The 26919-nt window shown below is 72.7% G+C and carries 26 protein-coding genes; 11 read left to right on the top strand and 15 right to left on the bottom strand.

The window, feature by feature from the left end; genetic code table 11:
• The first annotated feature begins 503 nt into the window (after positions 1-503).
• From ACGFNF_RS24825 to ACGFNF_RS24840, 4 genes are all read left to right on the top strand, one after another.
• Entirely contained in the window at positions 504-1184 is a 681-nt protein-coding gene (locus ACGFNF_RS24825; RefSeq protein ID WP_393171030.1) for a CmcI family methyltransferase, read from the top strand.
• A gap of 356 nt (positions 1185-1540) precedes the next feature.
• On the top strand, positions 1541-2290 hold the full coding sequence (locus ACGFNF_RS24830; protein ID WP_393171032.1) for a hypothetical protein: 750 nt from the start codon (positions 1541-1543) through the stop codon (positions 2288-2290).
• Positions 2269-3573: a hypothetical protein gene (locus ACGFNF_RS24835; protein WP_393171034.1), complete on the top strand. Its 1305-nt coding sequence runs from the start codon at positions 2269-2271 to the stop codon at positions 3571-3573. The genes ACGFNF_RS24830 and ACGFNF_RS24835 overlap by 22 nt, the downstream gene beginning before the upstream one ends.
• Before the next feature lie 93 nt (positions 3574-3666).
• Positions 3667-4572, top strand: coding sequence for a hypothetical protein (locus ACGFNF_RS24840; protein ID WP_393171036.1), 906 nt, complete (start codon positions 3667-3669; stop codon positions 4570-4572).
• A gap of 136 nt (positions 4573-4708) precedes the next feature.
• Here ACGFNF_RS24840 and ACGFNF_RS24845 read toward each other — a convergent pair whose 3' ends face one another.
• Positions 4709-4906, bottom strand: coding sequence for a hypothetical protein (locus ACGFNF_RS24845; RefSeq protein WP_393171038.1), 198 nt, complete (start codon positions 4904-4906; stop codon positions 4709-4711).
• Positions 4907-5047: 141 nt separating this feature from the next.
• Between ACGFNF_RS24845 and ACGFNF_RS24850 the strand changes: the two genes are divergently transcribed.
• On the top strand, positions 5048-5368 hold the full coding sequence (locus tag ACGFNF_RS24850) for a hypothetical protein (protein ID WP_393171040.1): 321 nt from the start codon (positions 5048-5050) through the stop codon (positions 5366-5368).
• Positions 5369-5478: 110 nt separating this feature from the next.
• Here ACGFNF_RS24850 and ACGFNF_RS24855 read toward each other — a convergent pair whose 3' ends face one another.
• The 3 genes from ACGFNF_RS24855 to ACGFNF_RS24865 form a co-directional block, all read right to left on the bottom strand.
• Positions 5479-5661, bottom strand: a complete 183-nt coding sequence (locus ACGFNF_RS24855) for a hypothetical protein (protein WP_393171042.1) — start codon at positions 5659-5661, stop codon at positions 5479-5481.
• 99 nt (positions 5662-5760) lie between these two features.
• On the bottom strand, positions 5761-6582 hold the full coding sequence (locus tag ACGFNF_RS24860) for a M23 family metallopeptidase (protein ID WP_393171044.1): 822 nt from the start codon (positions 6580-6582) through the stop codon (positions 5761-5763).
• Positions 6576-6701, bottom strand: a complete 126-nt coding sequence (locus ACGFNF_RS24865; RefSeq protein ID WP_393171046.1) for a twin-arginine translocation signal domain-containing protein — start codon at positions 6699-6701, stop codon at positions 6576-6578. Before ACGFNF_RS24865 ends, ACGFNF_RS24860 begins: the two co-directional genes overlap by 7 nt.
• 128 nt (positions 6702-6829) lie before the next feature.
• On the opposite strand from ACGFNF_RS24865, the gene ACGFNF_RS24870 reads away from it, so the two are divergent.
• On the top strand, positions 6830-7852 hold the full coding sequence (locus ACGFNF_RS24870) for a carboxypeptidase regulatory-like domain-containing protein (RefSeq protein ID WP_393171048.1): 1023 nt from the start codon (positions 6830-6832) through the stop codon (positions 7850-7852).
• A gap of 94 nt (positions 7853-7946) precedes the next feature.
• Entirely contained in the window at positions 7947-9089 is a 1143-nt protein-coding gene (locus ACGFNF_RS24875; RefSeq protein WP_393171050.1) for a hypothetical protein, read from the top strand.
• Between the two features lie 98 nt (positions 9090-9187).
• On the opposite strand, the gene ACGFNF_RS24880 is transcribed toward ACGFNF_RS24875, so the two are convergent.
• The 7 genes from ACGFNF_RS24880 to ACGFNF_RS24910 form a co-directional block, all read right to left on the bottom strand.
• A complete protein-coding gene (locus ACGFNF_RS24880) occupies positions 9188-10414 on the bottom strand; it encodes a MalY/PatB family protein (protein ID WP_393171052.1) in 1227 nt (408 codons plus the stop codon).
• Between the two features lie 66 nt (positions 10415-10480).
• Positions 10481-11461: a DUF2804 domain-containing protein gene (locus ACGFNF_RS24885; RefSeq protein ID WP_393171054.1), complete on the bottom strand. Its 981-nt coding sequence runs from the start codon at positions 11459-11461 to the stop codon at positions 10481-10483.
• A 91-nt stretch (positions 11462-11552) separates the two neighbouring features.
• Positions 11553-12317: an HD domain-containing protein gene (locus ACGFNF_RS24890; RefSeq protein WP_393171056.1), complete on the bottom strand. Its 765-nt coding sequence runs from the start codon at positions 12315-12317 to the stop codon at positions 11553-11555.
• 7 nt (positions 12318-12324) lie between these two features.
• Positions 12325-13293, bottom strand: coding sequence for a GlxA family transcriptional regulator (locus tag ACGFNF_RS24895; protein ID WP_393171058.1), 969 nt, complete (start codon positions 13291-13293; stop codon positions 12325-12327).
• Positions 13294-13470: 177 nt separating this feature from the next.
• Positions 13471-14475 carry a MerR family transcriptional regulator gene (locus ACGFNF_RS24900; protein ID WP_393171060.1) on the bottom strand — a complete coding sequence of 335 codons (1005 nt, stop codon included), beginning with the start codon at positions 14473-14475 and terminating at the stop codon, positions 13471-13473.
• 6 nt (positions 14476-14481) lie between these two features.
• Positions 14482-15120 carry a HEAT repeat domain-containing protein gene (locus ACGFNF_RS24905; RefSeq protein WP_393171062.1) on the bottom strand — a complete coding sequence of 213 codons (639 nt, stop codon included), beginning with the start codon at positions 15118-15120 and terminating at the stop codon, positions 14482-14484.
• A 178-nt stretch (positions 15121-15298) separates the two neighbouring features.
• Positions 15299-15970, bottom strand: a complete 672-nt coding sequence (locus tag ACGFNF_RS24910) for a TetR family transcriptional regulator (RefSeq protein ID WP_393171064.1) — start codon at positions 15968-15970, stop codon at positions 15299-15301.
• A 109-nt stretch (positions 15971-16079) separates the two neighbouring features.
• On the opposite strand from ACGFNF_RS24910, the gene ACGFNF_RS24915 reads away from it, so the two are divergent.
• Positions 16080-16547 (top strand): MarR family transcriptional regulator, encoded by a 468-nt coding sequence (locus ACGFNF_RS24915; protein WP_357580931.1) that lies wholly within the window; start codon positions 16080-16082, stop codon positions 16545-16547.
• Complete coding sequence (locus tag ACGFNF_RS24920) at positions 16544-18184, top strand: MDR family MFS transporter (protein WP_393171067.1); 1641 nt, start codon at positions 16544-16546, stop codon at positions 18182-18184. The genes ACGFNF_RS24915 and ACGFNF_RS24920 overlap by 4 nt, the downstream gene beginning before the upstream one ends.
• A 314-nt stretch (positions 18185-18498) precedes the next feature.
• On the opposite strand, the gene ACGFNF_RS24925 is transcribed toward ACGFNF_RS24920, so the two are convergent.
• Positions 18499-19365 (bottom strand): hypothetical protein, encoded by an 867-nt coding sequence (locus tag ACGFNF_RS24925; protein WP_393171069.1) that lies wholly within the window; start codon positions 19363-19365, stop codon positions 18499-18501.
• Between the two features lie 407 nt (positions 19366-19772).
• Positions 19773-20891, bottom strand: a complete 1119-nt coding sequence (locus tag ACGFNF_RS24930) for a cellulose binding domain-containing protein (protein WP_393171071.1) — start codon at positions 20889-20891, stop codon at positions 19773-19775.
• Between the two features lie 269 nt (positions 20892-21160).
• Between ACGFNF_RS24930 and ACGFNF_RS24935 the strand changes: the two genes are divergently transcribed.
• Positions 21161-22396 (top strand): S8 family peptidase, encoded by a 1236-nt coding sequence (locus ACGFNF_RS24935; RefSeq protein WP_393171073.1) that lies wholly within the window; start codon positions 21161-21163, stop codon positions 22394-22396.
• Positions 22397-22685: 289 nt separating this feature from the next.
• Entirely contained in the window at positions 22686-24143 is a 1458-nt protein-coding gene (locus ACGFNF_RS24940) for a cellulase family glycosylhydrolase (protein ID WP_393171075.1), read from the top strand.
• A gap of 76 nt (positions 24144-24219) precedes the next feature.
• On the opposite strand, the gene ACGFNF_RS24945 is transcribed toward ACGFNF_RS24940, so the two are convergent.
• Positions 24220-24780 carry a GNAT family N-acetyltransferase gene (locus ACGFNF_RS24945; RefSeq protein WP_393171077.1) on the bottom strand — a complete coding sequence of 187 codons (561 nt, stop codon included), beginning with the start codon at positions 24778-24780 and terminating at the stop codon, positions 24220-24222.
• Positions 24777-26846, bottom strand: a complete 2070-nt coding sequence (locus ACGFNF_RS24950) for a penicillin acylase family protein (protein ID WP_393171079.1) — start codon at positions 26844-26846, stop codon at positions 24777-24779. The genes ACGFNF_RS24945 and ACGFNF_RS24950 overlap by 4 nt, the downstream gene beginning before the upstream one ends.
• Positions 26847-26919 lie beyond the last annotated feature (73 nt).

Raw genomic sequence — 26919 nt, forward strand, 5'->3', positions numbered from 1 at the left:
TCCGCGAGATGGCCGACGAGGAGCTGGACGACGTCGTGGGCGCCGCCCGTTGCATGTGATTCGTCCGACCATCTGGTCGGGTGGAGTGTGACCGATGATGCGGGGAGGGGGTGAACCAACATGACCGAGGTGACTTTCGAGGCTGTCGACATCCGTGAGATGGCCGACGACGAGCTGAACGATGTCGTTGGCGGCCCGATGGCCTGCCAGTAAGGCGGCAGGAGGCGCTTGGGCACCTCGCTCAAGCGCCTCCGTCCGCCTTGTCGGTGACGTGGGCGGCGGGTCCCGTGTCGCACCTGCCGGCATTGGCGGGGATCAGACGGTCACGGTCCGGAACCGGCCGTGACCGATGGTTACGGTTATGGAACGAGCCGCAGTGCCCGTCCCTTTCCCAGGCGTGCCTCCTGGGCGTTTTGTTCGAGAAAAGGGGTCACCCCGTACCGGCGTTTTTTTGGGTCAGAGGCATGATCACCGGCCAGCATTTGTCGTGATAGTTTCCCCCCATGGATGCTGATGTTTCTGGGGCTGTGGACACGTTCCAGCGGGCCTTTTACAAGAGCAAGGTGTGGCGTCGCCGGACATGGCTCGGCGTGGCGTGTCACCAGAATCCGATGGACATGTGGATGATCCAGGAGATCATTCACGAAACGCGACCTGATCTGATCATCGAGACCGGGACCCGACACGGTGGGTCCGCACTCTATTACGCGACCATGCTCGGACTCGTCGGTAACGGCCGGGTCGCCACGGTCGACGTCAAGCCCGAACATCTCACCGGACCGAGCGGCTGGATCGACGGCGAAGGAATGGCGGTCGACTCGCCGTACTTCGACCGGGTCGACACCATGACCGGGTCGTCCGTCGACCCTGCCGTCGTCGCCCAGATGCGGGAAAAGGCGCAGGCCGTCGAGCGGGTCATGGTGATCCTCGACAGCGACCACAGCAAGCAGCACGTCCTCGCGGAACTCGCGGCGTACGCCGACCTGGTGACGCCGGGCTGCTACCTGATCGTGCAGGACACCAACCTCAGCGGGCACCCGGTCCAGGCGGGGCCGTGGGAACCGGGCGACGGCCCCTGGGAGGCGCTCGAGGAATTCCTGCCCGATCAGCGCTTCGAAGTCGACAGGTCGAAGGAGGAACTGATGTTCACCTGGTTCCCTGGCGGCTATCTGCGGCGAGTGTGAGGATGCCCGACGCGCAGTCGTCATCTCACCAGCCACCAACTTGATTCCTGACTCCCGGGGCCCCGCGGGGATCGCGACCGGGCACGGAAACAGCCCTTGGTCGATGGTCTTCTTCTCCAGAGAAGGGCATCGGTAACCAAGGGCTGTTCTGGTGGCCGCGTGAACGGTGGTGCCGACGACGGCCGGCAATTCCTCGTCGACGGGGTGCACGCCCACCTGTCCGGCTTCGCCGCCAGGTCCGGCGGGTAGCGGCCCTCTTGCCGAGATCCATTCACGAGCGTAGGAAGTACACGACGCTCCACCCACCATCGTCGGCCGCTGCCTCGGACCACGGTCCGGTGCCGAAGGAGATGCGCGTGACCACACCCAGACGGCTCCGTCTCGCCGTGTCCGTGCTGGTGACCGCAGGCGCGGTTCTGCTGGGCGCGGCCGCCGCCGCGGCGCCGGCCGCGACTCCCGCACCGGCCGGGCACCAGGGCTGCGACCCGATCGACCCGACGGCCTGCCTGCTGCCGTTCCCGAACGACTACTTCACCGTGCCGGACCGCAGCAGCCCGACCGGCAAGCGGGTGCGGTTCCCGGCCTCCGCGATGCCCGCCAACGTGCAGGGCACCCCCATCGACCCGACGGAATGGAACCGGCAGGACGGGTTCAGTCCCGGCTCGCCGATCCTGGTGCGGGTGCCCGGCCTCGACGCGGCGGCGACCGGGATCGCGCCGGTCACCGACATCGGCCGCTCGTTGGCGCCGGACGCGCCGGTCGTGCTGCTCGACGCCCGGACGGGTAGGCGCACGCCGTACTGGGCCGAGCTGGACGCGCACGCGGCCGGCCAGCCGGAGCGGCAGGTGCTGATCATCCGGCCGGCGGTGGCGTTGACCGAGGGCACCCGCTACGTCGTCGGCCTGCGCGGCATGCGCGACGGCACCGGGGCGCTGATCCCGGCGCCGAAGGCGTTCACGGCGTACGTGACCGGCGCCGGCCTCGGCCATCGGGACCGTCGCGTCCCACAGATGAAGCGGATCCTCGCCGACCTGACCAGGGCCGGCGTCAAGCCCACAGCCTCCACCTGGCCTGGGACTTCACCGTGGCCAGCCGGCACGGTCTGACCGGGCGGATGCTGGCGGTCCGCGACGGCGCGTTCGCCTCCCTCCGCCGGGCCGCACCGTCGTTCACCGTGACCCAGGTGACCGACTACCCGCCGGAGCAGGACCCGCTGATCGCCCGGCAGGTGACCGGCACCATCGGCGTACCGTCGTATCTGACCGGCGACGGCGGGCCCGGCTCCCGGCTGCACTACGGGCCGGCCGGCGGCGGCGGAGCGCCACCGACGCCGGACGCCCTGCCCACACCGTCCGGCGCGACGGTGGCGGCCGACTTCGTCTGCAACATCCCGCGCAGCGCCTCCGCCGCGAAGCCGGCACACCTCTCGCTCTACGGCCACGGCCTGCTCGGCAAGCCGACCGAGATCAACGCCGGCAACGTCAAGACGATGTCGCACACGTACGACTTCACCTTCTGCGCGACCAGCTGGATCGGCATGGCCGCCGCCGACGTCCCCTACGTGGCCGGCGCCTTCACCGACCTCAGCGGCTTCCCCGCGGTGGCCGACCGGTTGCAGCAGAGCTACCTGAACTTCCTCTTCCTGGGCCGGGCGATGATCCACCCGGGCGGGTTCGCCGCCCACCCGGCGTTCCGGGACGCCACCGCACGGCCGTTGATCGACGTGGCCGGCGGGCTGCACTACGACGGCAACAGCCAGGGCGGCATCAACGGCGGCGCGCTCACCGCCATCGCCCAGGACTGGACCCGGTCGGTGCTCGGCGTGCCGGCGATGAACTACTCCACGCTGCTGCAACGCAGCGTGGCCTTCACCCCGTTCCAGACGATCATGGACGGCTACTACCCGGACAAGGTCGACCAGCAGCTGATCCTCGCGCTGCTGCAGATGTTGTGGGACCGCTCCGAGGCCAACGGGTACGCCCAGCACATGACCGACCGCCCGCTGCCGGGCACCCCGGCACACCAGGTGCTGATGCACGTGGCCTTCGGCGACCAGCAGGTTTCCCCCGCCGCGGCGGAGGTCCAGGCGCGCACCATCGGCGCCCGCCTGCACACCCCCGCGCTGGCCGACGGCTGGTCGCCGGACGTGCGGCCGTACTGGGGCATCGCGCCGATCCGCAGGTACCCGTACACCGGCTCGGCGATGGTGGTCTGGAACAGCGGCGCGGCGTACGCGCCACCGCCGACGAACCTCGCCCCGGCCGGGCCGGAGTACGGCGAGGACTCGCACGAGTTCCCGCGCGCCCAGGCCGCGGCCCAGAGACAGAAGGCGGTGTTCCTGCTCACCGGCAAGGTGATCGACGTCTGCGGGCGGAAGCCCTGCGCGTGACGCGGTGACCCGTCGGGCGGGCGGCGACCCGTCACCCCGGGCGCCGGCCCGGCCCGGCGGGTCCACGACACGGCCCGTGACATGATGGCGCCCATGGGGAAACAGCAGGACGTCGGCGGACCCGACCGTCACAGTGGGTCAGGTGCTGCGGACGACGCGACGGGTGGCGGCGTCGACGCGCGGCTCGCCGTCGCGCAGGACCCCACCACGCCACAGATGACCCTCATCGACCTGGCGTCCGACCCGTCGGCCGTGGTCCGTAAGGCCGTCGCGACCCGTACCGACGCGCCCGCGCAGGCACTGCGCCCGCTGACCCGGGACCGTGATCGCGACGTCCGGGAGGCCGTGGCGAGAAACCCCTCGACCTCGATCGGCAACCTCCTCGTACTCGTCAAGGACGCCGACCGGTGGGTCCGCTGGGCGGTCGCCGGTAACCCGGCCTGCAACGAGTCGGTCCGCCGGGTGATGGCGGAGGCTCCCGACAAGGAGCTTCGCGGCCTCCTGGCGGAGACGCGCGAACTGGAGCCCGAGCTGGCCGCGCGGCTGGTCGACGACGTCTCGCCCGAGGTGCGGGAACGGCTCGCCACCCACACCCACGACCCCGACGTGATCACCGCCCTGATGGCCGACCGCACCGCGCGCGTACGTAAGGGGCTCGCCCGCAACCCGCGGACCACCGCCGCCCAGCGCAGCGCACTCGCCCAGGACCCTGTGGTGGACGTCCGCGTCGCGCTCGTGCTCGCGGTCGAGCTGGACGACGCGGACCTGCGCCGCCTGGTCGACGACCGCTCGGTGCAGGTCCGGATGGCGTTGGCGACGTCGGAGGTGGTGCCGCCGCACATCCGGCAGGCGCTCGCCGGCGATCCCGACGAGATGGTCGCCGCCGCGGCGCGGGACTTCCGCCCGGGGGCGGGCAACACCGCGGTGGTACGGGCTCCGCGCATCGGCCACCGGGCCTCGGGAACCGGCCGGGGTCGGCCCGGCGGCGCCCGCCGCTGAGGCTGGCGGAACCGCCGTCAACCGCCCCGCGCGCCTCGCGGCAGTCGCCCGTACCCGATTCCAGGACGCCGTCGGGTCCGGGCCGCCACGTGGCAGCACGAGGAACACCGGCGCGGACACCGGATCGTCGAGGGCGTCATTCGCAGCGGTCCTCGCTGCCCCGCCCGTACGGCTCGCAGCAGTCCGGCCGGTGCCGGAACACGACCAGGGTGTGACCGTGGCGCTCCTCGCGGTCGCCGGTCCGCTCGTACAGGCAGGCACCCCACACCACTGTCTCGCCTCGGCCGTCGACCACCTGCCCGTCGCCAGGGCCGTGCCGCAGCAACACCCTCACACCGGCGACGCTACCCCCGCTCGCCGCTGCGCCGAAGGACTTCCGAAGCGAGACCGGGCGTTCCGGGTGGCTGCGTGGGCAAGGCAGCCCTGCGGATCCGCCCTCCCTGCCCTTACCCGCGACCACCGTAGGAGCATCGAAATGGCAAGATCAGTGCCTTCGGGCGGCTTCTCGTCGCGTGGCGGTATCCGGGTCGTCCCCAAGGTCGGGGGCGGTGTCCGCGCCGACTCCGGCTGGCCGATGGCGAGGCTACGGGCGGATCAGCACGCCATCACGCTGCGGGAGATCTGGGCCGGAACCCTCGTGATCACCGCCGACAATCTGATCGCGATCCGGCGATGGCGAAACACGGGGCTGGAGTTCGACGTCGATGATCGCGACGAGCTGTGGATGTTCCGGACACTCGACGTCGAACGACTGGTCAGCCGCCTGTCGGCGCTCGGATGGAGCGCCGAACGGTGACGCGTCAGATCGGGTGAGGTTCGTAGTTGCGGGGGCGCGCCGAAGCAGCAATCGCGGCGGACCCTCCTGGGTGTCGCAGGCCCCTGGTGATCCTTGCCCGCCCGGGTCCGTCAGTGTCTGCCGCCGTCGCCGGCCGAATGCGACGACCGGTTCGGTGGTTTCCGCAACCACAGCCACACCCCGGTCAGGAGGCACGCCGCGCCCAGGAACGCGATCGCCGACTCGGCCAGCTCGGGGAGGTCGTCGAGGAACGGGAACGTGTGCGAGGCGGCCAGCGCCCCAAGCGCGATCAAGAACAGAAGGACGGCAAGGACCCGCTGTCGAACCATGGTTGATTGGATCACAGCGGTCTTCGGCGGGGACCTCCCGCCCGGGAGGCCCCCGCCGGTGGCTCAGGCGGCGTAGATGTACTTGTTGTTCCTCACCGCCAGCACGGCCGCAGTGGAGCCGCGGACCCCGCTGTTCAGATTGCGCCAGCCGGTGTTGCTGGCCGTCTCGTGCACGTAGCCGCCGGTGACGCTGTAGACCAGCTTCGTCCCGTTGAAGTGCAACGCGGCGAGGGCGGTGCCCTGTGCGCCGGAGACGCCGGTCCACAGGTTGCGCCAGCCCGCGTTGCTGGCCGCCTCGAAGATCCGGCCGCCGTCGAGGGTGTAGACGATCTTCGTGGTGCTCACCCCGATCGTGGCCACCGCCGAGCCGGTGACCGCGCCCGCGCTGCCGGAGATCGGTAGGGCCTGCCAGCCGTTGAAGCTGGGCGCCTCGAACACCTGACGCGACTGCTGGCCCGGATTCTGCGCGATGTAGACCAGCGGGCTGATCCTCGTGCCCGACGGGTCGATCATGTGCCAGTGCAGGTGCGGGCCCGTCGAGCTGCCCGAGCCGGGGGCTCCGGCGGCACCGCCGGAGCGGCCCACCACCGTGCCCGCGCCGACGCTGGCGCCGTCGGGGAGCGAGAACTGCGACAGGTGCATGTACTGGCTGCGGTAGCCGTCGCCGTGGTGGATCGTGACGGTGTGTCCACCCGTACCGTTGTAGGGGATGTTCTGGACGGTGCCGGCGCCGCAGGCGGGCAGTGCCGTGCCCACCCCCATGCCGTAGTCGATGCCGCCGAGCGAGCCCCGGCGAAGGTGGCCCTCCCAGGTGTCGGTGACCGGGTACGCGGTGAACGGGTTGTAGATCGTGGGTGCGGCGTGCGCGGTTCCGGGAATCAGCACCCGCCCACGGTCATGGCGCCCGCGCCCCACGCCGCGGCGCGCAGCACGCCACGGCGGCTGATGCCGGGTACGCCCTCGTCGCCGCCCCCGCAGCAGCCGGATCCGTCATGCTGATTCATTCGATCGATCATAGTCAGTGTCATCCCGCGGGTTGACAGCGTGGCGGTCATCGATCCGACAGCCCGGCCCACGAGTGGCCGCTACGGTGGCGGATGCCGGCCGTCACCGCAGCCCACCGGAGCCCTCGATGACCGATCCTCAGCTCAGACGACGTATCCGGGCAGCCGTCGGCGTGGCCGCCGCGCTCCTCCTGCTGCCGGTCGCGCCCGCTCCCGCCAGCGCCGCGGCGGCCACCGGCAGCGTGACGACGACGGTGCAGGACGCCGGCACCGGGGAGCCGGCCCGCGCCTGCGTGAGCCTCGTACCGCTGGACCGCGAACGACTCGCCCGGGTGTCCATCGGCGAGAGCCAGCTCGGCAGCGTCGGTGGCTGCACCGACGACCGGGGCGGGATCGAAGTGACCGGGGTGGAGCCGGGACGCTACCGGCTCTTCGCCCAGCCCTACGAGGCGGCACGGTACGGGCGCCAATGGGTCGGTGGGCAGGGCGGCACCGGCGAGCGCCACCGCGCGTGGGTGGTCACTGTCGGCGCCGGTGCCACGACCGCCGCCCCACCGGTCCGGCTCGACCCGCCCGGCCGGATCTCGGGCGTAGTCACCGACGCGGCGAGCGGGCGTCCGGTTCCGGGTGTCCACGTCGCCGTGGTGCCGTTCGTGCCCCACCCGAAGTACAGCCCCGACACGCCGATCACCGACGACACCGGCCGCTACAGCATCACCGGGCTCGGGCCGTACGACTGGGCCCTGCGGTTCTCCGGCACGGGGATCGCCACCCAGTGGTCCGGTGGTGTCGGCGCCGCCCTGCTGGCCCGGACGGTCCGGGTGCGCCCCGGCGGCACCGCGACGCTTCACCAGGCCCTGCGGTCTCCGACCACCGTGGGCGGCGCGATCCGCGCCGACGAGTTGGCGGCCTACAGCACGGTCGTCGCCTTCGACGCCCTCACCGGGGACGTCGTCGGCGCGGTGGACGTCGGCACGTCGTACGGACTTCCGATGCTCCCCGGGCAACTGGTCAAACTGCGGTGCGACTGCTCCTACGGGCCGGGCCGCTGGTACCCGGCCGGCGACAGGTTCACCGACGGCAACCTCGTGTGGGTGGGGCGGGCGCCGGTCGTCGCCGACTTCGACCTGACCGCCGGCACCGGCGGTTGACGCCCGGCACCGCCCGCCGGTCGACGGATCGAGGCCGTGCCCGCGTTTGGCGGAGGCGCCACCGGCACCCTGCCGTCAGGTGTTTGCTGTCCACATGAGCTTCCCGTCCCACCGTCGCCCCTCTCGATGCCTGGTGGCGCGACTGGACGCGGAGCACTACATGCTGCTGATGCTGATCGGGTTCGGCGGCGCGGTCCTCGGCACCCGCGCATTCCTGGCGCTGACCGGCTATCCGCAGGTCGGCGGCGGCACGTTGCACATCTCGCACGCCCTGTGGGGTGGCCTGTCGTTGTTCGTCGCCGCGCTCGTCCCGCTGCTTGTCGTCAACCGGGCCGCGCTGCTCGGGGCGGCGCTGCTGGCCGGGATCGGCACCGGCCTCTTCATCGACGAGGTCGGCAAGTTCATCACCGCCGACAACGACTACTTCTTCCCGGCCGCCGCGCCCATCGCCTACGCGGCCTTCCTCATCGGCGTGTGGCTGTACGTGCGCGCCCGCGGCACGCGGGTCGAGGGCACCCGGGCGCAACTGCACGCCGCGCTGGAACTGCTCGGCGAGGCCGTCGACGGGAGGCTCAGCGAACGGGACCGGGCGCAGCTGCGGCGACGACTCGGCGCCGCCGCCGCGAGTCCGGACGACGACCGGTTGCAGCCGCTGGCCGCGGCGCTGCTGGAGCTGACGGGGCCCGGTGTGCTGCCGCCGTACGAGCACCGGTCCGGACGGATCGCCCGGTTCGCGGTCGCCGTGCGGGCGTGGCTGGCGCGGTCGTTGACCCGGGGTCGGCTGCGCGTCGGGCTGGTCCTGGCGCTGGGGCTGCTCGGCTTCGCCACCCTCAGCGACCTCACCACGATCGTCGCCGTCGCCGTCGACCTGCGTGACGGAACCAGCGAGGGGGTGCTCGCCACCGCCAACGAGTTCGCCCGCGTCGACATCCAGGACCACCGTGGGGTGCTGCTCCTGCTCGTCCGGGCGCTGCTGGACGCCGGCGTGGGCACCGCGCTCATCGTGGCGGCCGGGCTGCTGCTGCGCGGGATGGCGCGCCGCGCCGTCGAGCTCGCCCAGGCCGGCCTGGTCACCTCACTGAGCGTGGTGAACCTGCTGGTGTTCTACCTCGACCAGTTCGCCGCCGCCGTCAGCGCGCTCGGTCAGTTGGCGGTCCTGCTCGCGGTGCAGCGCTACCAGCGGCTGTTCGACCAGCCGGCCGACGCCGGGCGCACCGGCGGCGCTGACGGTGACTGAACGCCTCGGGTTGTCGGGCCAGCCCACGACCCGTGCGCGAACCGCGAACGCGCGCCGGACGCGATGTCGCCCCAGGCCCCTGCCGACGGCGGGCGTCCTCAGCGGACCGCGTCGCCCATGCGGATGACGGCCTCGGTGAGGATCGCCGGCGAGGTGGCGAAGTTGAGCCGCACGAAGCCCGTCCCGCCGGTGCCGAAGACGTGCCCGGAGCTGAGGGCGACCCGCGCGTGGTCGAGGAACAATTTCGCCGGCCCGGCGACGTCGCTGACCACCCCGGTGTCGTCGGCCGGCTGCTCCGTGTCGACGCCCAGCTCCGTGCAGTCCAGCCAGGCGAGGTAAGTGCCCTCGGGGCGGTGGTACGGGACGGACGGGAGGTGCTTCGCCAGCAGCGTCGCGAGCAGCGCGCGGTTGGCGTCGAGACCGTCGAGGAGGAGGTCGAGCCAGGGCCCGCCCTCGCGGAACGCGACGGTGTGCGCGATGACACCGAGGTGGCTGGGCCCGTGGCTGACCTCTTCCGGCATGCGGCGGAGGTCGGCCACGGCCTGCGGTCCGGCGACCGCGAGCGCCGCCTTGAGACCCGCCAGGTTCCACGCCTTCGAGGCGGAGACCAGGGCGAACGCGTTCTCGGCGCCGGCCACCGTGAGGTACGGGGTGAACTGCGCCCCCGGCAGCACCAGGGGAGCGTGGATCTCGTCGGAGACCACCCGCACGCCGTGCCGGTCGGCCAGCGCCGCGACGGTCTCGAGCTCCTCGCGCCGGTGGACGACCCCGGTCGGGTTGTGCGGATTGCACAGCAGGAACGCCGGCCGGCGGCCGTGGGCCCGCGCGCGGCGGAAGGCCTCGTCGAGGGCGGCGGGATCCATGCGCCGGTCGGGCCCGAGCGGGGCCTCGACGACCCGCCGGTCGGCGTGGGTGACGAAGGCGTAGAAGGGCGGGTAGACGGGGGAGCAGACCACGACCGCGTCACCGGGGTCGGTGACGAGCCGGAGCAGCTCGACGGCGCCCATCATCACGTCGGGCACGACCGAGGTGTGCGCGACGCGGAAGTCCCGCCAGCCCCAACGCCGTGCGGCGAAGTCGCCGATCGCCTCCGCGTACGCCGTCCCGTAGGAGTAGCCGGTGTCGCCGAGGTCGACCGCGCGGCGGAGCGCGTCGGCCACGGGGGGAGCGAGGGGCACGTCCATCTCCGCCACCCAGAGCGGGAGCACGTCGGGCGGGAACATGCGCCACTTCACGCTGGTGCGCTGCCGGAGTGCGTCGAGCGTGAGCAGGGTGAGCGGATTCCGGGCCGCCGAGCCGTCGGCGGAGGGGCCAGGGCTTGCCATACCGCCCACCATAGGGCCAGGTGCCGCACCCGGCCCGCCCGGCGCCCACGTCCGGCCCCGGGGCCGCTACCAGCGGTTGCGTGCCTCCTCGGCCCAGCCGACCAGCCCGTCCAGGTCGACGCGCTCGCCGTCGTCGGCCGCCGCCCAGCCGGTGAAGTGCCCGAAGCACTGGTGCGTCTCGTTGGCGAGCACACCGAGGTTCGTCCTGGCGATCTTCTCGTGGAAGGGGTGGAACTCCACGGCCACCCGCGCACCGCTGATCCGCCACGGCCGCGACCAGTCGGCGCGGTCGTACTCCCAGCGCAGCTCGTCGCCGATCTTGTGCAGCCGGCCGTCGAGGAAGAGGCCGTTCTCGGTCGAGCCGGTGCCGTCGGTCCAGCGACCGCCGAGCTGGATCGCCCGACCTGGGCCGCTGCCGGCGGCCCAGTTCCACCGGATCGCGTACGGCCATTTGCCGCGACCGTGGTCGAGCACGGCGAAGGAATCGGCCTCGGCGACCGGATGGGCCACCCCGTCGACCCGCAGGGTGCCGCGCACCGGGCGGCCGAGGTCCTTGACGGTGTACTGGAACCGGCGGGTGTCCCAGGGCACCACCACGCCGAGCGACTCGTGACCCGCCGGCAGCGGCACCACGAGGTCGACCTCCAGACCGGGGGCGGCGGCGCGGATGGTGGTGCCCGACGGCGCCTGGTCGATGTCGATCGAGAGCCCGCCGCCGCGCGCCCGAACGGCGCCCGCCCCGCTGACCGGCGGGAAGAGGGCGCCCCGGGCGAAGGGGACCACCGCGTTCCTGTCGATCTCGGCCTTCGTCGCGCGGTCGAGCACGTAGAGGCTGTGCACCCCCGCGTAGTCCAGCGACGAGGCGACCAGGCCGACGATGTGGGTCGGCGTGACGACCCCCCAGTACTCCCAGCGCTTGTTGCGGCCCCAGCCGCGCAGGTTCGCCCGGTGCAGCGGGCGGCGGCTCCAGCCCACGGCGGCGGGATTGAGCCGCCCACCCGCGAGGCACAGGTCGACCGGCTCGGTGATCTCGTTCTCGTGGGTCACGACGGCGAGGGTAGCTGGCCCGCCGCCTCTGTTGCCGGGATCAGCACTGCGAGGTCAGGTCGCCGAGGAAGGCCCTGGTGCCCGGGCCGGGTCAGTCGCCCCAGGCGTTGGAGTCCAGGAGCATGTCCCAGGTCAGGTAGGGCAGTTCGGGGTGGCGCTGGTGCAGGATCTCGCCGGGAAGGGTGGCGGCCGGGGCCTTGCGGGGATTGGCGAGTGCCTGCGCCACGATCGCGTCGGTGACGGCCCGGGCGCCGCCGAGGCGGGGATGACGTCGGTGGACGCGGTCGGCGTACTCGGGTGGCACCGGGCTGTTGATGCCCATGAGGTCGATGCTGATTCCCGTCTGGGCGATGCCGATCTCCGGCGGCCGGCGACGCTGGAAGACGGGTGAGTCGCGGAAGCTGCGCGTGGTGTGCATGGCGATCGCGTCCCACACGGTGTCGACCCGGCGGTCGGTGACGCCCCGCTCCTCGAGGAACCGGGCGGCGAAGTCGGCGCCGTCCATCTCGAACCGCTGGTCGGAGTTGGCGCGTGCGGTCAGGCCCATGTCGTGCAGGGCGCAGATCAGGAACACGACCTCCTCGTCGTAGTCGCGTCCGGGCCGCCGACCGGCCTGCGCGGCGGCCTCGCGGGCGAACAGGAAACTACGCAGGCTGTGGTTGCGCAGGTAGGCCTCCTGCGCCTCGCCGATCAGTCGGGCAGCCTCCCGGGCCAGCCGGGTCGAGGGGAAGGACAGGTCGGCGTCCGGCGCGGGGTGGGAGGCGGCCGGGGCGGCGGGCACCAGCCCGGTGAGCATGCCGGCGCCGGCGGCCAGGCCGGTGCCGAGGGCGGTTCGCCGCGAGAAGGAAGGCGTCACGGGTACCTCATCTTTCGGGTGTCGGGTGTGTGGACCGGAAGCGTTGGCGGTACTCGGCCGGGGTGATGCCGATGCCGCGCAGGAACGCGCGGCGCATGCTGTCGTCCGAGCCGAAGCCGCAGGCGCGGGCGATGCGAGCCACCCCGTCGTGGGTGGCTTCGAGTAGGGTCTTCGCGGCCTCGACCCGGACCTGCTCGACGTACCGGATGGGGGTCGTCCCGACCGTCCGGCGGAACAGGCGGGAGAGGTGCCGTTCGCTTACCGACGCGTGCGCCGCCATCGTGGCGAGCGTGTGCGGGGCGGCCGGGTCGGCGGCGACGGCGTCCAGGACCCGGCGCAGCGCGCTGCCGGGGGCGGCCGTGGTGTTGCCGCGGACGGTGAACTGGGACTGACCGCCGGGGCGGTGCAGGAAGACCACGAGGTACTTGGCGGTGGTGCGGGCGCGCTCCGGCCCGTGGTCGTCCTCGACCAGCGTCAACGTCAGGTCGATGCCCGCGGTCACGCCGGCCGAGGTGAACAGCGGCCCGTCCCGCACGTAGAGGGCGTCGGGCCGGACGCGGACCGCCGGGAACCGCGACGCGAGGTCGGCGCAGGCCGCCCAGTGGGTGGTGGCCCGGCGGCCGTCGAGCAGGCGCGCCGCCGCGAGCAGGAACGCGCCGGTGCAGATGGCCGCCGTGCGGCGGGCGAGCCCGCTGACGCGGGGGAGTTCGGCGACGAGCGCCGGCGGAGGCTGCGCCGTGGCGAGGGAGAGGCCGGGCACCAGCAGCGTGTCGAACCGGTGCCGCACCTGGTGCAGGGCCAACTCGACGTCGAGCGGCACGCCCACGTCCGTGCGTACCGGGCGGCCGTCCACCGAGGCCAGCCGGACCCGGTAGCCGCCGCTGCCGTGCAACACCTGGACGGGCCCCGCCACGTCGAGCAGCACGACGCCGTCGTGCACCACCACGACCACCTCGCGGATCCGGGCGATCTCCACACGAGCAGTCTGGTCATCCTCTGTGGAGGGCCACAAGGACGGCCAGGCCGCAGATCCGGACATGGCGGAGCCGTCCCCGGTCGGGGCGCCATCCGCGGCTCGCGACGCGGCAGCACCGGAGCGGGGGGAAACGCGGCGGGCAACGCGGCGGGCAACCTTCCGGTCAGGGGGTAACCGTCACCGCGCGCCGCGCAGCCTGAGGACGTACGCCGCAGTGAGCGCGACGGCGCGGTCCTCGTCCTGTGACAGCTCCGCGAGGGCACGCGACGTCGTGATCCCCGGGACGTCCGCGAGCGCCTGCGTCAGCCGCCGACGTGCCGACGAGCCGACCGCTGCGTGGGCGAGGCGGTCGACGAGCCCGGTGGCGATCTGGTCGGCCGACGCGGGATCGGTCGCCAGCGCGCCCAGCGCTTCGGCGGCATCGGCGTCGCTGGTCTCCTCGACGATCATGTCGATAAGCGTCGGGACCGCGTCTGCTGCCCCACGCGCCCCGAGCGCCAGAGCGGCACACCTGCGGACCGCGAGGTCCGGGTGCGTGAGGGCGTCCCGCAGCAGCGCCGTCGCCGCACCGCCCGGGATCTCGGCGACGGACCGGACGGCACGTTCGCGCACCTCGGCCACCGGTGAGTCGAGGCCCTCCGCCAGCAGTGCCAGGCCCCCGTCGCCCGACCGTGCCAGCGCCCACCGGAGGGCACCGGCGACGTTCGGGTCCGTCTCGCTCAACGCTGCCTCGACCAGCGCTTCCACCGGCACCGGAGCCTCTTCGGCCGAGGACAGGGCCGCGCGTTGGCGCTTGCCGGCGCTCTCCGATCCCAGTGCCTGCAGGAGCGCGACGATCCGGAGGACGCCGTCCCAGCCGGCGGGTTCCGTGGCGTCGATCTGACGGAGTCGGGTGAGCAGTTCCGTCTCCGCCGCGATGCGTTCCCGCGTCCGGCGGATGAGATCGTCGACGAGCCCCGAGGGCGTGAAGCCGGGATCGTCCAGCGCGCGCCCGACCTCGCGTAGCGACAGCCCCAACGACCGCAGGCTCTCGATGTGGAGGATCCGCCGGATGTCCTCGCCCGAGTACTCCCGATAGCCGGCCCGGGTACGACCCGTCGGCCGCACCAGGCCGAGCGAGTCGTAGTGCCTGAGCATGCGGGCGCTGACGCCGGAGCGCCGTGCCACCTCACCGATCAACAACGCCTGTCAACCCTCCTGGCCGGTCGTGCCGAGGGCCACGATGCGCGTCGCCTCGTCGAGCGCGAACTCGAACCCGGCGTCCGGGTCGCGCGACAGCCGTTCCGTGGCGCTGGCGTGCTGGCGTACGCGGGGGTCGGGGTCCGTCGTCGCGGCGCGCAGGATCGGCACGATCACCTCGCCGAGTGCGATCAGCGCCCGGCTCAGGCTCAACCGCGTCGCGCGCCCGCCGCGCCCGAGCTGCGTCGCCAACACCGCGGCCAACGCGGGCTCGTCACCTTCGGGTACGAGTGCCACCGCTGCCCGCCAGGCGCTCCGCGCCACCTCGTCGTCGGCGTCGGTCAGCAGCGCCCGGGTGATCGCCGGCCACGCCTGCCGGTCCCCGATCTTGGACAGCGTGTGCAACGCCTGGCTTCGGGCCTGCGCGCACTCCGAGCGGAGTTCGTCGACCAGCTTCGGGAGCGTCGTCGGTGCCGGGTGGCGGATGAGCGCCCAGGTCAGCATCTCGCGCACGTGGAAGTCGGACTCGATCGCGCACCGCTCGACGAGCCTGTCGACGAACCGCAGGTCCGGGGTCGTGCCGAGCGCCAGCGCTGCCTGCAATCGCACCGACGGGTTGCTGTCCTCCAGCCGCAGGAGAACTCGCATCGTGCCCGTGTCTCGTTCCGGCATGGTCATCGGAACCACCTCCTCGGCCACAGTGAAGAGCTTGTCACCGTGACAAGGTCAAGCGCCCCGCGCGACGCGCCGGCCAGGCGGTCGATCCCCTTCACGCTGCCGCAGGTTCGGCGGGGCCGGCCTGAGGCGCGCCTCCTGCTGCCGGGCGTCAGCCGGCCGTCGGTGGGGCGGAGGTGGCGGGCGGGGCGGAGATGACCGGCGGGGCGGACGTGACCGGCGGGGCCGACGTGACGGGCGGGGTGGTCGCGGTCTCGGCGAGCGCGGTGCGCAGGACGTCGTGCAGCGGCCCGTCGGGGTGGTCGATCCAGTGCTGGATGGCGACGCGCAGGGAGGCCAGGAAGGTCGCCGCCACGACCCGGGACCGCAGCGCCCGGTCGGGGCCGGTCAACCGCCGGGCGACGTCGTCGGCGAGATCGCGCTCGATGGCGGTGTAGGCCGCGATCTGGTGCGCGACGAGGCCCGGGTGCCCGCGTAGCTGACGGCGGTGCAGCAGCCAGGAGGGCGGTGCGTTGCCGTACGCCTCGACGGCGAGGCGTTCGGCGGCGGCGCTCAGCACGGCCCACGGCGGCGCGTCGGCCGGCTGCCGGCGGACCAGTTCCAACAGCCGGCGCAGCCGTACGGCGTCGCCGTGGAAGACCGCCTCCTCCTTGCTGGAGAAGTAGTTGGAGAACGTCCGGCGGGAGACGTTCGCGGCGTCGGCGATGGCCTCCACGGTGACCCGGTCGAGCCCGTGTTCCGTGGCGAGGCGCAGGGCCGCCTCGTGCAGGGCGAGGCGGGTGGCCGCCTTCTTGCGCTCCCGCAGCCCGGTGGTCTCCGCCATGGGCGACAGCCTACGGGGCGGTGACTCAGTTCTCATCGCGCAAACTTGCACTGTGAGCAAGATCGGCAGATGCTTGTGTGCGGCAACCATCTGCGACAGGGGAGGCGGCGTGGAAACTGCTGGCCGCGAGCTCGGAGCGAGGCTCTCCGAGCTGATCCGGAGCGTACGGCTGATCAAACGGCACCGGGCCGACGTCCGGCCGACGGTGCCGGTCGGCCTCGCCGGCCTCCTCATGCAGATCGAGAAGCTGCCCGCCGACTGCCACGCCCGGGAGCTGGCTGCCCGCAGCGGGCTCGACCCGTCGACCGTCAGTCGCGCCGTCGCCTCGCTCGTCAGCCACGGCCTGGTCGAGCGGCGCGCCGACCCCGCCGACAAGCGGGCCAGCCTGCTGACCGTCACCCCGGCCGGGCGGGCCGCCCTGACCGACACCTACGACTGGTACGGCCGGATCCTCGACACCGCGCTCGCCGACTGGACCCCCGCGGAGGTGGCGGCGTTCGCCACCGCGCTCGGCCGGTTCACCCGCGACATCGAGACCGTCCTCGGACACCACGACAACCTGGAGGCCGCGCGATGAGCGCACCCACCACCACGGCCGGCGACGCGCCGATGACACACCGGCAGACGCTGGAGGCCCTCAGCGGCCTGCTGCTGGTGCTGTTCGTCGCCATGCTCAGCGGCACCGTCGTCTCGACGGCGCTGCCGAACATCATCGGCGCGTTGAACGGGTCGCAGACCCAGTACACCTGGGTGGTCACCGCCACCCTGCTCACCGCGACCGCGACCACCCCGATCTGGGGCAAGCTCGCCGACCTGTTCAACAAGAAGCTCCTGGTCCAGGTCGCCATCGTCGTCTTCCTGGTCGGCTCCGTGATCGCCGGCTTCGCCCAGACGGCCGGCCAGCTCATCGCCGCCCGCGCGTTCCAGGGCATCGGCGTCGGCGGCCTCCAGGCCCTCGTCCAGGTCGCCATCGCCGCGATGATCCCGCCCCGGGAGCGCGGCCGGTACAACGGCTACCTCGGTGGCGTGATGGCGGTGGCGACGGTCGGCGGCCCGCTGCTGGGCGGGCTCATCGTCGACACGTCCTGGCTCGGCTGGCGCTGGTGCTTCTTCGTCGGGGTCCCCGTCGCCGCCATCGCGCTGGTCCTCCTCCAGTTCACCCTGCGCCTGCCGACGGTCCGCCGCGAGAACGTCAAGATCGACTACCTGGGCGCGGCCCTGATCGCCGCCGGCGTCAGCGTGCTGCTCATCTGGATCTCCTTCGTCGACGACTCGTTCGCCTGGGCCTCCTGGCAGACCGCCGCCATGGTGGGCGGTGCGGTCGCGCTGCTCGCCCTGGCCGTCTGGGTGGAGTCCCGGGTGGACGAGCCGGTCGTTCCGCTCGATCTCGTCCGCCAGCGGACCACCGCCCTGGCCATCCTGGGCAGCCTGGCGGTCGGCATGGCGATGTTCGGCGGCGCCGTCTTCCTCGGCCAGTACTTCCAGATCGGCCGCGGCTACAGCCCGACCGAGGCCGGGCTGCTCACCATCCCGATGATGGCCGGCGTCCTCGGATCGTCGATCATCGCCGGCCGGCTGATCACGAAGACCGGGAAGATCAAGCCGTACATCGTGTTCGGCGCGATCGTGCTCGTCATCGGGTTCGCCCTGCTCGGCACCATCGACCACGAGACCTCGCTGGTGCTGGTCGGCGTGGCCATGTTCATCGTCGGCGTCGGGGTCGGCATGACGATGCAGAACCTCGTCCTCGCCGTGCAGAACACCGTCTCGCTCCGGGACATCGGCGCGGCCAGCTCGACCGTCGCGTTCTTCCGCTCGCTCGGCGGCACGATCGGCGTGTCGGTGCTCGGCGCGGTCCTCGCCCGACGGGTGACCGACCAGATCACCGCCGACCTCTCCGCCGCCGGCATCCCCGCCTCCGGCAGCGCGGGAGCGGGCAGCCTGAACCTCGACGCCATGCCCGGCGCGGTCCAGCAGATCGTCCGCGCGGCGTACGGGGACGCCACCGGCCACATCTTCCTCATCTCCGCCGCGATCGCCGTCGTCGGCATCATCGCCGCGGTCCTGTTGAAGCCGGTCGGCCTGCGCAGCAGCCTGGACCTGCCCGATCCCGCCAGGTCGACGGCCGTGGCCGCCGACGCCGTCGACGGTGCTCCGGCCTTCGACCAGGTCGCGGTGGACGCCGCCGGTCGGGAGGCGCCGGCGCGCCGCTGACGCGGAACCCACGACGGCGGGGCCGCCACCATCCTCGATGGTGGCGGCCCCGCCGTCGTCGGGCACCCAGAGGGCCGGTGCCATCGGCCCGATCCCACCGGCGCCCGGCGGACCGGGCGCGGCCGGATCGCAGGTGGACGTCGAGCCGCAGGCGCTGCGGGAGGCCGCCGCGACCTACCCCGCCTGGGCTTCTCCACCACGGTCGATCGGCGTGATGGTCCAGGTCACGGTCGCCGCCCGCACGGGTGGCCCTGCGCAGAGACGACGGTGGGGAGGGACGGTGATCCGTCCCTCCCCACCGTCGACCGTGCCGCTCAGGACAGGAACTTGTCCAGGGCGGCCTCGATGCTGCCGGAGTCCGGCGCCGCGTGCGACTTCATGGTGGTCTTGTTGTACGAGATGAAGCTCGGGCAGCGCGCCGCCGGGGCGCTGATGGTGCCGCCGTCGCCGATCTTCTCGCCGGTCTTCGCGGCGTAGAAGGTCAGGGTGTAGCGCGACGAGATGTAGTCGATGGTGACCTGCTTGCCGGCGCTGTCCTTGTACTGGCACTTCTTCGGCGCGCCCTCGCTGCCCTCGACGAACTTGAGGCAGCCGACCACGGACACCGTCTGGAAGTCGGCGCTCTTGGCGTAGTACGGCTTGTTCGAGGCGACCGACTTCGACGACCAGAAGTTCGGCCGGTCGGGGTTGTTCGAGAACGTGTACGCCTTGGCGCCGGACGGGCCGTTGTAGGTGGCCGCGTTCAGGATCTGGCCGCCGTCGCAGACGTTGGACAGGTCGCTGGAGTAGCGGGCGGTGACCGCGTTGTTGTTCGGCTCCTGCGTCTCCTGCTGCCCGGGGGTGGGGGAGGCGTCCGTGCCCGGCGTGCTGCTGGTGCCGGCGTCGGGGCTGGGGCCGCCGGTCGCGACGATTGTGGGCTCGTCGTCGTCACCGTTGACGAGGACGAGGCCGATGCCTGCGCCGCAGATGGCGAGCACGAGGACCACCGCGCCGGCGACCAGTCCGATGATCAGGCCCTTGTTCGACTTCTTCGGCGGCGGGAAGGGAGCGCCGAACTGCGGCGCCTGCGCTGGCTGCCCGTAACCCGGGTACCCGCCCTGCTGCGGCGCCGGCGGCCCGCTCCAGGGGGTGACGTTCGGGTCCGGCTGCTGCCCTCCGTACGGAGGGTAACTGTCGCTCATGTGAAGCCCTTATCGCTGTCGACGTGTGCCCAGGCACGGGATCAGGGATCAGGGTAGTGAGCGCCGCAAACCGTGACGATGGGCGGCTGAATTCGATCGAGGCACAGTTCGGTACCGACGGCGTCACGCGTGACGCTGCGTGCGAGTTACGGCTCAGTACGTGGCGAGATGCCCGAACGTCCGGGGGTTGCGGGCGGCGTCAATCCGGGCCGCCGGAAGGGAATTCCGTTGTGCGGCCCCGGGCGCGGGCCGGTGGGCGGGCCCGAGGCGGTACTGTGATCAGGATCACTCATTTGTGCACCGAGATCTAGCCGACATTCGGCTAGGAAGGACGCGGCTGCCGGCCCGGAAGCCTGTTCAGGCGTCCGGGCCGACCGCGCCGGCGCGACGTGTTGATGTGGCGGTTGTCAGGCGGGCGCGCAGGTCACCGTCGTCGTGGCGGCGCCCCCGGTGGTGCTGCCGAGGAAGCCGAAGGTGGCCTGCGCGCCGGGGGAGAGGGCGCCGTTCCAGTCGACGTGGCGGGCGGTCACCTCGGCCCCGTCCTGCGTCAGCCGGGCGTTCCAGGACTGGCTGATCCGCTGGCCGTCGGTGAACGCGAAGCGGACGGTCCATCCGGAGATGGGCGCGGCGCCGGAGTTGCGTACCGTCACCTCGCCCTGGAAGCCGCCCTGCCACTGGCCCACCACGCGATAGCTCGCGGCGCAGCCGCCGGCCGGGCCGGTGGGCGTCGGCGTGGGGCTGACGGTAGGAGTCGGCGTCGGGCTGACGGTATGCGTCGGGCTGGCGGTGGGTGTGGGAGTGACGCCGTCCAGCGCGGCGGCCAGGGCCGGGTACCAACGGTCGGCCATCTTCTGGTCGCCGGCCGCGTTCGGGTGTACGCCGTCGTAGGTGTCGGTGGCCGTGCTGAACCCGGTCCACTGGTCGACCACCACCACCGGCGAGGCCGGGGTGCCGGTCGCCGCCGCCCAGCCGTCGATCGCGCCGTTGAGGGCCGTCACCCGCTGGCCGCACTCCGGGCACGTGGGCGGCGCCATGGGGATGATCTTCGCGACGAGGACCCGCATCGCCGGGTTGCTGGCCCGCATCTGGTCCACCAGCCTGCCGTACGCGGCGAGGATCGTGGCGGGCGGGATGTTGCTCCACACGTCGTTGGTGCCGAAGTGCATCAGGACGATGTCGGGCCGGGTGGCGGCGAGCCAGCCCGGCAGCAGATTCTGGTTGGCCACGTTGGTCACCAGGTAGCCGCCGTGCCCCTCGTTGTCGCCGTCGTGGGGCTGGCCGCAGCCCTGCGGGCCGAGCGTCCCGACGAAGTCGACGTCGGTGTGGCCGGTGGCCTGGAGGCGGTTCCAGAGCACGGAGCGCCAGCAGCCGGGGGACCCGGTGATCGAGTCGCCCAGCGGCATCACCCGTACGGGCGCGGCGACCGCCGGCAGCGCGGGGGAGGGGGCGGTGAGCCCGGCGGCGAGGGTGAGGGGGACCGCCGCCAGCGCGGCGAGCAGGGCGTGGAGCAGGGGCCTTCGGAGCATGGTGGAGGAACTCCTGTCACAGGTCGAGGTGCGGTGTGTGACGGCCCGGTGCTCCCCCGACAGTCAACCAGCAAAGTCGACGTATCTCAATGGAATCCCGTTTCACGCAAGGCATTCACGACCAATTCTCTTCAACATCTTCCTCATATCGTGAACATCAACAAAATTTACGATCATGAATGTGGCGGCTAAGGTTTGCTCATCGTCCAGACCGCCTGTCGGGTGTGCCACGAGCCACCCGGGGGCCACCACAGTAGGAGGACCGGGAGATGTCACTCCCTCGCACTCATCGGCGGACCCTCGCCGCTGCGGCCAGCGTGTTCGCCAGCGCCGCCATGGTCACCACCATGATCGGCGCGCCGGCGGCGGCCTCGGCCACCGGCGAGATCCTCAGCGCCGGTGGCGCGACCGCCGTGGCCGACAGCTACATCGTGGTACTCAAGGACACCAGCGTCGGCGGTCGCGCCGGCACCCGGCAGGGCGAGGTGAAGAGCACGGCGGGCTCCCTCGCCGCCCGCTTCGGCGGCAGCGTCGGGCACGTCTACGGTGACGCGCTCAACGGCTTCGAGGCGAAGCTCTCCGAGCGGGCCGCCAAGCGCCTCGCCGCGCACCCCGACGTCGCCTACGTCGAGCAGAACCACACCGTGGAGATGACGGCCACCCAGAACAACCCGCCGTGGGGCCTGGACCGCATCGACCAGCGGAACCTTCCGCTGAGCCGCACCTACACCTACAACAGCAGCGGCACCGGCGTGACGGCGTACATCATCGACACCGGCATCCGGACCACCCACGTCGACTTCGCCGGTCAGGCCGTCGACGGCTACGACGCGATCGACAACGCGCTGCCGGCCGCCGACTGCAACGGCCACGGCACCCACGTCGCGGGCACCGTCGGCGGCAACACCTACGGCGTGGCGAAGGACGTCCGGCTGGTGGCCGTCCGCGTGCTGAACTGCCAGGGCAGCGGCACCTGGGCGCAGGTCATCGCCGGCATCAACTGGGTGACCTCGAACCACCAGGCGGGCCAGCCGGCGGTGGCGAACATGAGCCTCGGCGGTTCGACCAACGCCTCCCTGAACACCGCCGTGGCGAACTCGATCGCCGACGGCATCACCTACGCCGTGGCCTCCGGCAACTCGAACGCCAACGCCTGCAACTTCTCGCCGGCCTCCGTCCCGACGGCGCTGACCGTCAACGCGTCGCAGAGCAACGACGCTCGGGCGTCGTTCTCCAACTGGGGCACCTGCACCGACCTGTTCGCCCCCGGCGTGGGCGTGCTGTCGGCCTGGTCCACCAGCGACACCGCCACCTCGTCCATCAGCGGCACCTCGATGGCCTCGCCGCACGTCGCGGGGGCGGCCGCCCGGGTGCTCAGCGTCAACCCGAGCTGGACGCCCGCCCAGGTCCACTCGTACATCGTCAGCCAGGCCACCCCGAACGTGATCACCAGCCCCGGCACCGGTTCGCCGAACCGCCTGCTCTACCTGGCTCCCACCTTCTGACCGACACCGTCGGCACACCGGCCCCGGGGCGTCCGCGCCCCGGGGCCGGCGCGTGTGCGGAAGAGGTCGACGGGTGTCCATGTTGCGGGGAGCCCGGGGCGCGCCTAAGCTGCCGTCAGTGGGAGCGCTCCCGGGCCCGTGGGCGGGGATCTGACGCGAGGCTCCCGGCCCGACGACCCGCCCGCGGGCCGTCGGCGTACGAACTGCCGTAGCCGTCGGGCGGACGTGGCGTCCCGCCGCCCTGCGCTGCCGGCACCCCCACCACCGATCGGAAGCGAAGGCACCCCGCATGAAGCTCCTACCGCGCCTGTCCCGGCGCACCCTGGTCATGGCCGGCGCGGTCGGCGCGCTGACCGTCGCGGCGTCGGCCGCCGTCCCGGTCGCCAGTGCCCAGGCCGCCACCGGCTGCGCCGTCACCTACACCACCAGCAGCTGGTCCGGCGGCTTCACCGCCAACATCACGATCAAGAACCTGGGCGACGCGGTCGACGGCTGGACGCTCGGCTTCGCCTTCCCCGACGCCGGCCAACGGGTCGGCCAGGGCTGGTCGGCGACCTGGAGCCAGGCCGGCGCCGCCGTCACCGCGCGCAACGTGAGCTGGAACGGCGCGCTGGCGACCGGTGCGTCGACCAGCATCGGGTTCAACGGCACGTGGAGCGCCGCCAACCCCGTGCCGACGGCGTTCACCCTCAACGGCGTCGCGTGCACCGGCACGACCACGCCGACCACCCCGCCGCCCCCCTCGACTCCGCCGCCCTCGACGCCGCCTCCCACGACGCCGCCGCCCACGACGCCGCCGCCCGGCGGGGTGACGCCGGTCGCGATCAACGGCCAGCTACGGGTGTGCGGGGCCAACCTGTGCAACCAGTACGGCAAGCCGATCCAGTTGCGCGGCATGAGCACCCACGGCATCCAGTGGTTCGCCAACTGCCTCAACGACGCCTCGCTCGACGCGCTCGCCGACGACTGGCGGGCCGACCTGCTGCGGATCGCCATGTACGTCCAGGAGGACGGCTACGAGACCGACCCGGCCGGGTTCACCAACCGGGTCAACAACCTCGTTGACGAGGCCGAGCAGCGCGGCATGTACGCGCTGATCGACTTCCACACCCTGACGCCGGGCGACCCGATGCACAACCTGGAGCGGGCCAAGACCTTCTTCGCCGCCGTCTCCGCCCGCAACGCCGCCAAGAAGAACGTCATCTACGAGATCGCCAACGAGCCCAACGGGGTCAGCTGGGCGACCATCAAGAGCTACGCCGAGCAGGTCATCCCGGTCATCCGCGCCAACGACCCGGACGCGGTGGTCGTGGTCGGCACCCGTGGCTGGTCGTCGCTGGGTGTCTCCGACGGCTCCAACGCCAACGAGATCATCAACAACCCGGTGAACGCGACAAACGTGATGTACACGTTCCACTTCTACGCCGCGTCCCACCGGGACAACTACCGGGCCGAGGTGGAGCGGGCCGCCGCCCGGTTGCCGCTGTTCGTCACCGAGTTCGGCACGGTGGACTACACCGGTGACGGCGGGGTCGACGCCGCCAGCAGCAACGCCTGGCTCGACCTGCTGGACCGCCTCAAGATCAGCTACGCGAACTGGACCTACTCGGACAAGGCCGAGGGCAGCGCCGCGCTGCGGCCGGGCACCTGTGCCGGGAGCACCTACACCGGCCCGGGCGTGCTCACCGAGTCGGGCGCCCTGATCCGGGACCGCATCCGTACGCCGGACAACTTCCCCACCGCCTGATCCCGTCCCGCGCGAGGCCCCGCCGCACCCGGCGGGGCCTCGCCGCGTCGTCGGCCGGGGTCCCGGGCCGTTCTGCTCAGGCGGGTACGGCGTGGTCCGCCTCGAACCGCTCCCGGGTCAGGAACGCCAGCTGGGCCCGCTTGTCGGGCATGTCGATCTCGTCGGCGAAGGTGAAGCCCTCCCGCCGCAGCCGGTCGAGCGCGCGCTCGTTGCGGACGTCGGGCTCGACGACGATCCGGAGCCGGGTGGGGTCGGCGAACAGGTAGCGGGCGAGGGCGGGGCCGATGGCGGTGGTGAGGCCCTTCGGCGGGCGCCTCCCGGGAGCGAGCAGCAGGTGCATGCCGACGTCGCCGGGCCGCACGGTGTAGCGCTCGCCGACCGGGTCCGCCTCCGGCTGGTAGGTCTGGAACAGGCCGATCGGCGCGTCGTCGAGCATGATCAGGTACGCGTGGTGGGTGTCGAGGCCGTCGACGAACTCGTAGATCTCCCGCACCTCGTCGACCGAGTGCGAACCCATGCCCCAGAACGCCGCCCAGGGCTCGGTCACCCAGCCGTGCACCAGCTCCGCGTGGGCCTCCGGGGCCAGCGCGACGAGCGACAGCTCGCCGAAGCCGGGGATGTTCTCCTGATATGTCACGGTGTCGCGTCTCCTGGTTCTGGGGTGAGTTCTCGCCAGTCGGTGACCACCGGAACCAGCTCGCCGCCGGCCCACAGTGGCAGTTGGTCGTCGAAGTGCGGGTCACCGGGGCGCCCGGACGCGCCGAAGGGGACGATCCAGCGGCTCTCGGCGCGGTCGGTCAGGTCCCACACGTAGCGGGCCACCGGGCCCCGCCAGCACGCGTCGGACACGCCGGGCACGCTCGACGTGGCCAGCACGCAGTCGGCGTCGCCGGCCAGCGCGACCCGCTCCCGCATGCCCCGTACCGCCTCGTCGGTGGCCGCCGCCACGCCGAGGTGGACGGGGTGCAGCACGTGCCGCCGGCCCCACGGCTCCGGCGGGTCGCCCGCCGCGACGTCCTCGAGCGCCCCGGCCGCCACGGGACCGATCTCGCCGCCGAGGCGGTGCAGCCCGGTGGCCACCCCGTCGAGGGCGTGGCCGATGCGGGACAGCGGGTCGGTCCACGGCGCGAACAGGCCGTCGAACGCGCTCGGGGCGTCGCGCAGCGGGCGCAGGCACGGGTGGTCGTACAGCCGGCGGGCCAGGGCCGCGCGCCAGGCGGCCCAGGCGCCGGCGTCGGCGCTGTCGGCCCGCATGTCCCCGTCCCACGTGGTCAGCCGGTCCCGCAGCCGCCGGGCCGGCCCGCTGAGCCCGCCGGGGTCGACCCGGTCGAGCAGGCCGCGCAGGGCCCCGGCCGCCAGCCGGGTGTCCATGTGTACGGCCTCCGCCCGGGCGCCCTCGGCGAGCAGGGTGCGGATGCGGCGGGCCCGGTGCGGCGGGGCGAAGCCGGTGCCGAGGTCCGCCACGTCGGGGCGGCGGTCGTTGGCGCAGACCGCGAACCCGTCGACGGCGGTGCGGCGCGGCTCGGCGTAGCCGCCGTGCCACCGGTACCGGGGATCGTCGCCGGGCACCGGCTCCCGGCGGCACCGGTCGTCGCGGAGCGGGACGAGGCCGGCGACCAGCTGGTGGACCGTTCCGCGCCGGTCGGCGACCAGGACGCTGTTGACCGGCTCGACCCAGTCGCGCAGCGCGTCGGCGACGTCGTCGGCGCTGCGGGCGCGCAGCAGTGGCAGCAGCGCGTCGAAGCCCAGGCGCTGCTCGACCCGGCTGGGGGTACGCAGGCTGATCGCCTCGCCGGTGCTCCGGTCGTGGTCGACGACCGGTCCGCGCGGCGTCTCGATCACCTCTACGGACTCCGCTTCGCCGCCGCGGACCTCGATCCGCTCGACGTGCCGGTGCGCCGGCACCCAGCCGTTCGCCTCGCGGACCAGCACCCGGTCGCCGTCGCGGCGCAGCTGTTCGCGGTAGAGGTCCTGGTAGTCGGCCATCGCGTTGGTGACGGCCCACGCGACCTCGCCGGCGTGTCCGAAGTGGGGGAGGCCGGGCACGCCGGGGAACGCGAAGCCGAACACGTCGAACTCGGGGCAGGCGAGGCGCACCTGGTGGTAGATGCCGGGCAGTTCGAGGATGCGGTGCGGGTCGCCGGCGATGACGGGCGCCCGTCCGGTGCCGGGGTCCCCGGGCACGGCCCAGGCGTTGCTGCCCGACCCGTCGGGGCCCTCGACGGCGAACAGGTCGGTCGCGGACGGGCCGAGGGTGGCGGCGACGTGGGCGTGCCACAGCTTGTTGGGGAAGGTGGAGAAGAGCACGTGCTGGACGAGGAAGACCCCCAGCGGCGACCACGGCCGCCACCGGCCCGGGGCGCAGCCGACCGCCGCGAACTCGGGTGCCGCGGCGGCGCCCTCGGCGAGTCCCTCGTTGACCCCGTCGACGTAGGCGCCGACCCACCGCCGGGTGGCGGGGGCAAGCCCCTCGAAGCAGCGCCGGGCGGTGTCGTCGAGGCGGGCCCGGCGGGCGAAGCGGTCCCAGCCCAGCTCGGCGGGGCCGACGTGCTCGGCGAGCAGGCCCTCCGAGCGCCACCGTTCCACTTCGATCTGCCAGGCCCGGTCGACGGCGGCGACCCGCCCCTGCAACCGGGCGAGGCCGTCGACGCTGTCGGCGCTCAGGTGCGGCACACCCCACCGGTCGCGATGGGCGCCGGTCATCGTCGCGCCGGGCGGATGGGCGGTCGTCCCGCCTGCCACAGGAATGTCAACTTAGGCTACCCTCCCCTAACTG

Origin of the sequence: Micromonospora sp. NPDC048868, from assembly GCF_043198195.1 — a bacterium.
Lineage (GTDB): Bacteria > Actinomycetota > Actinomycetes > Mycobacteriales > Micromonosporaceae > Micromonospora > Micromonospora reichwaldensis.

Coding starts and splice junctions, on each gene's coding strand:
- ACGFNF_RS24825 (WP_393171030.1), top strand. CDS start 504: ATGGATGCTGATGTTTCTGGGGCTGTGGACACGTTCCAGCGGGCCTTT.
- ACGFNF_RS24840 (WP_393171036.1), top strand. CDS start 3,667: ATGGGGAAACAGCAGGACGTCGGCGGACCCGACCGTCACAGTGGGTCA.
- ACGFNF_RS24850 (WP_393171040.1), top strand. CDS start 5,048: ATGGCAAGATCAGTGCCTTCGGGCGGCTTCTCGTCGCGTGGCGGTATC.
- ACGFNF_RS24865 (WP_393171046.1), bottom strand. CDS start 6,701: ATGAATCAGCATGACGGATCCGGCTGCTGCGGGGGCGGCGACGAGGGC.
- ACGFNF_RS24870 (WP_393171048.1), top strand. CDS start 6,830: ATGACCGATCCTCAGCTCAGACGACGTATCCGGGCAGCCGTCGGCGTG.
- ACGFNF_RS24875 (WP_393171050.1), top strand. CDS start 7,947: ATGAGCTTCCCGTCCCACCGTCGCCCCTCTCGATGCCTGGTGGCGCGA.
- ACGFNF_RS24880 (WP_393171052.1), bottom strand. CDS start 10,414: ATGGCAAGCCCTGGCCCCTCCGCCGACGGCTCGGCGGCCCGGAATCCG.
- ACGFNF_RS24905 (WP_393171062.1), bottom strand. CDS start 15,120: ATGCGAGTTCTCCTGCGGCTGGAGGACAGCAACCCGTCGGTGCGATTG.
- ACGFNF_RS24910 (WP_393171064.1), bottom strand. CDS start 15,970: ATGGCGGAGACCACCGGGCTGCGGGAGCGCAAGAAGGCGGCCACCCGC.
- ACGFNF_RS24920 (WP_393171067.1), top strand. CDS start 16,544: ATGAGCGCACCCACCACCACGGCCGGCGACGCGCCGATGACACACCGG.
- ACGFNF_RS24925 (WP_393171069.1), bottom strand. CDS start 19,365: ATGAGCGACAGTTACCCTCCGTACGGAGGGCAGCAGCCGGACCCGAAC.
- ACGFNF_RS24930 (WP_393171071.1), bottom strand. CDS start 20,891: ATGCTCCGAAGGCCCCTGCTCCACGCCCTGCTCGCCGCGCTGGCGGCG.
- ACGFNF_RS24935 (WP_393171073.1), top strand. CDS start 21,161: ATGTCACTCCCTCGCACTCATCGGCGGACCCTCGCCGCTGCGGCCAGC.
- ACGFNF_RS24940 (WP_393171075.1), top strand. CDS start 22,686: ATGAAGCTCCTACCGCGCCTGTCCCGGCGCACCCTGGTCATGGCCGGC.
- ACGFNF_RS24950 (WP_393171079.1), bottom strand. CDS start 26,846: ATGACCGGCGCCCATCGCGACCGGTGGGGTGTGCCGCACCTGAGCGCC.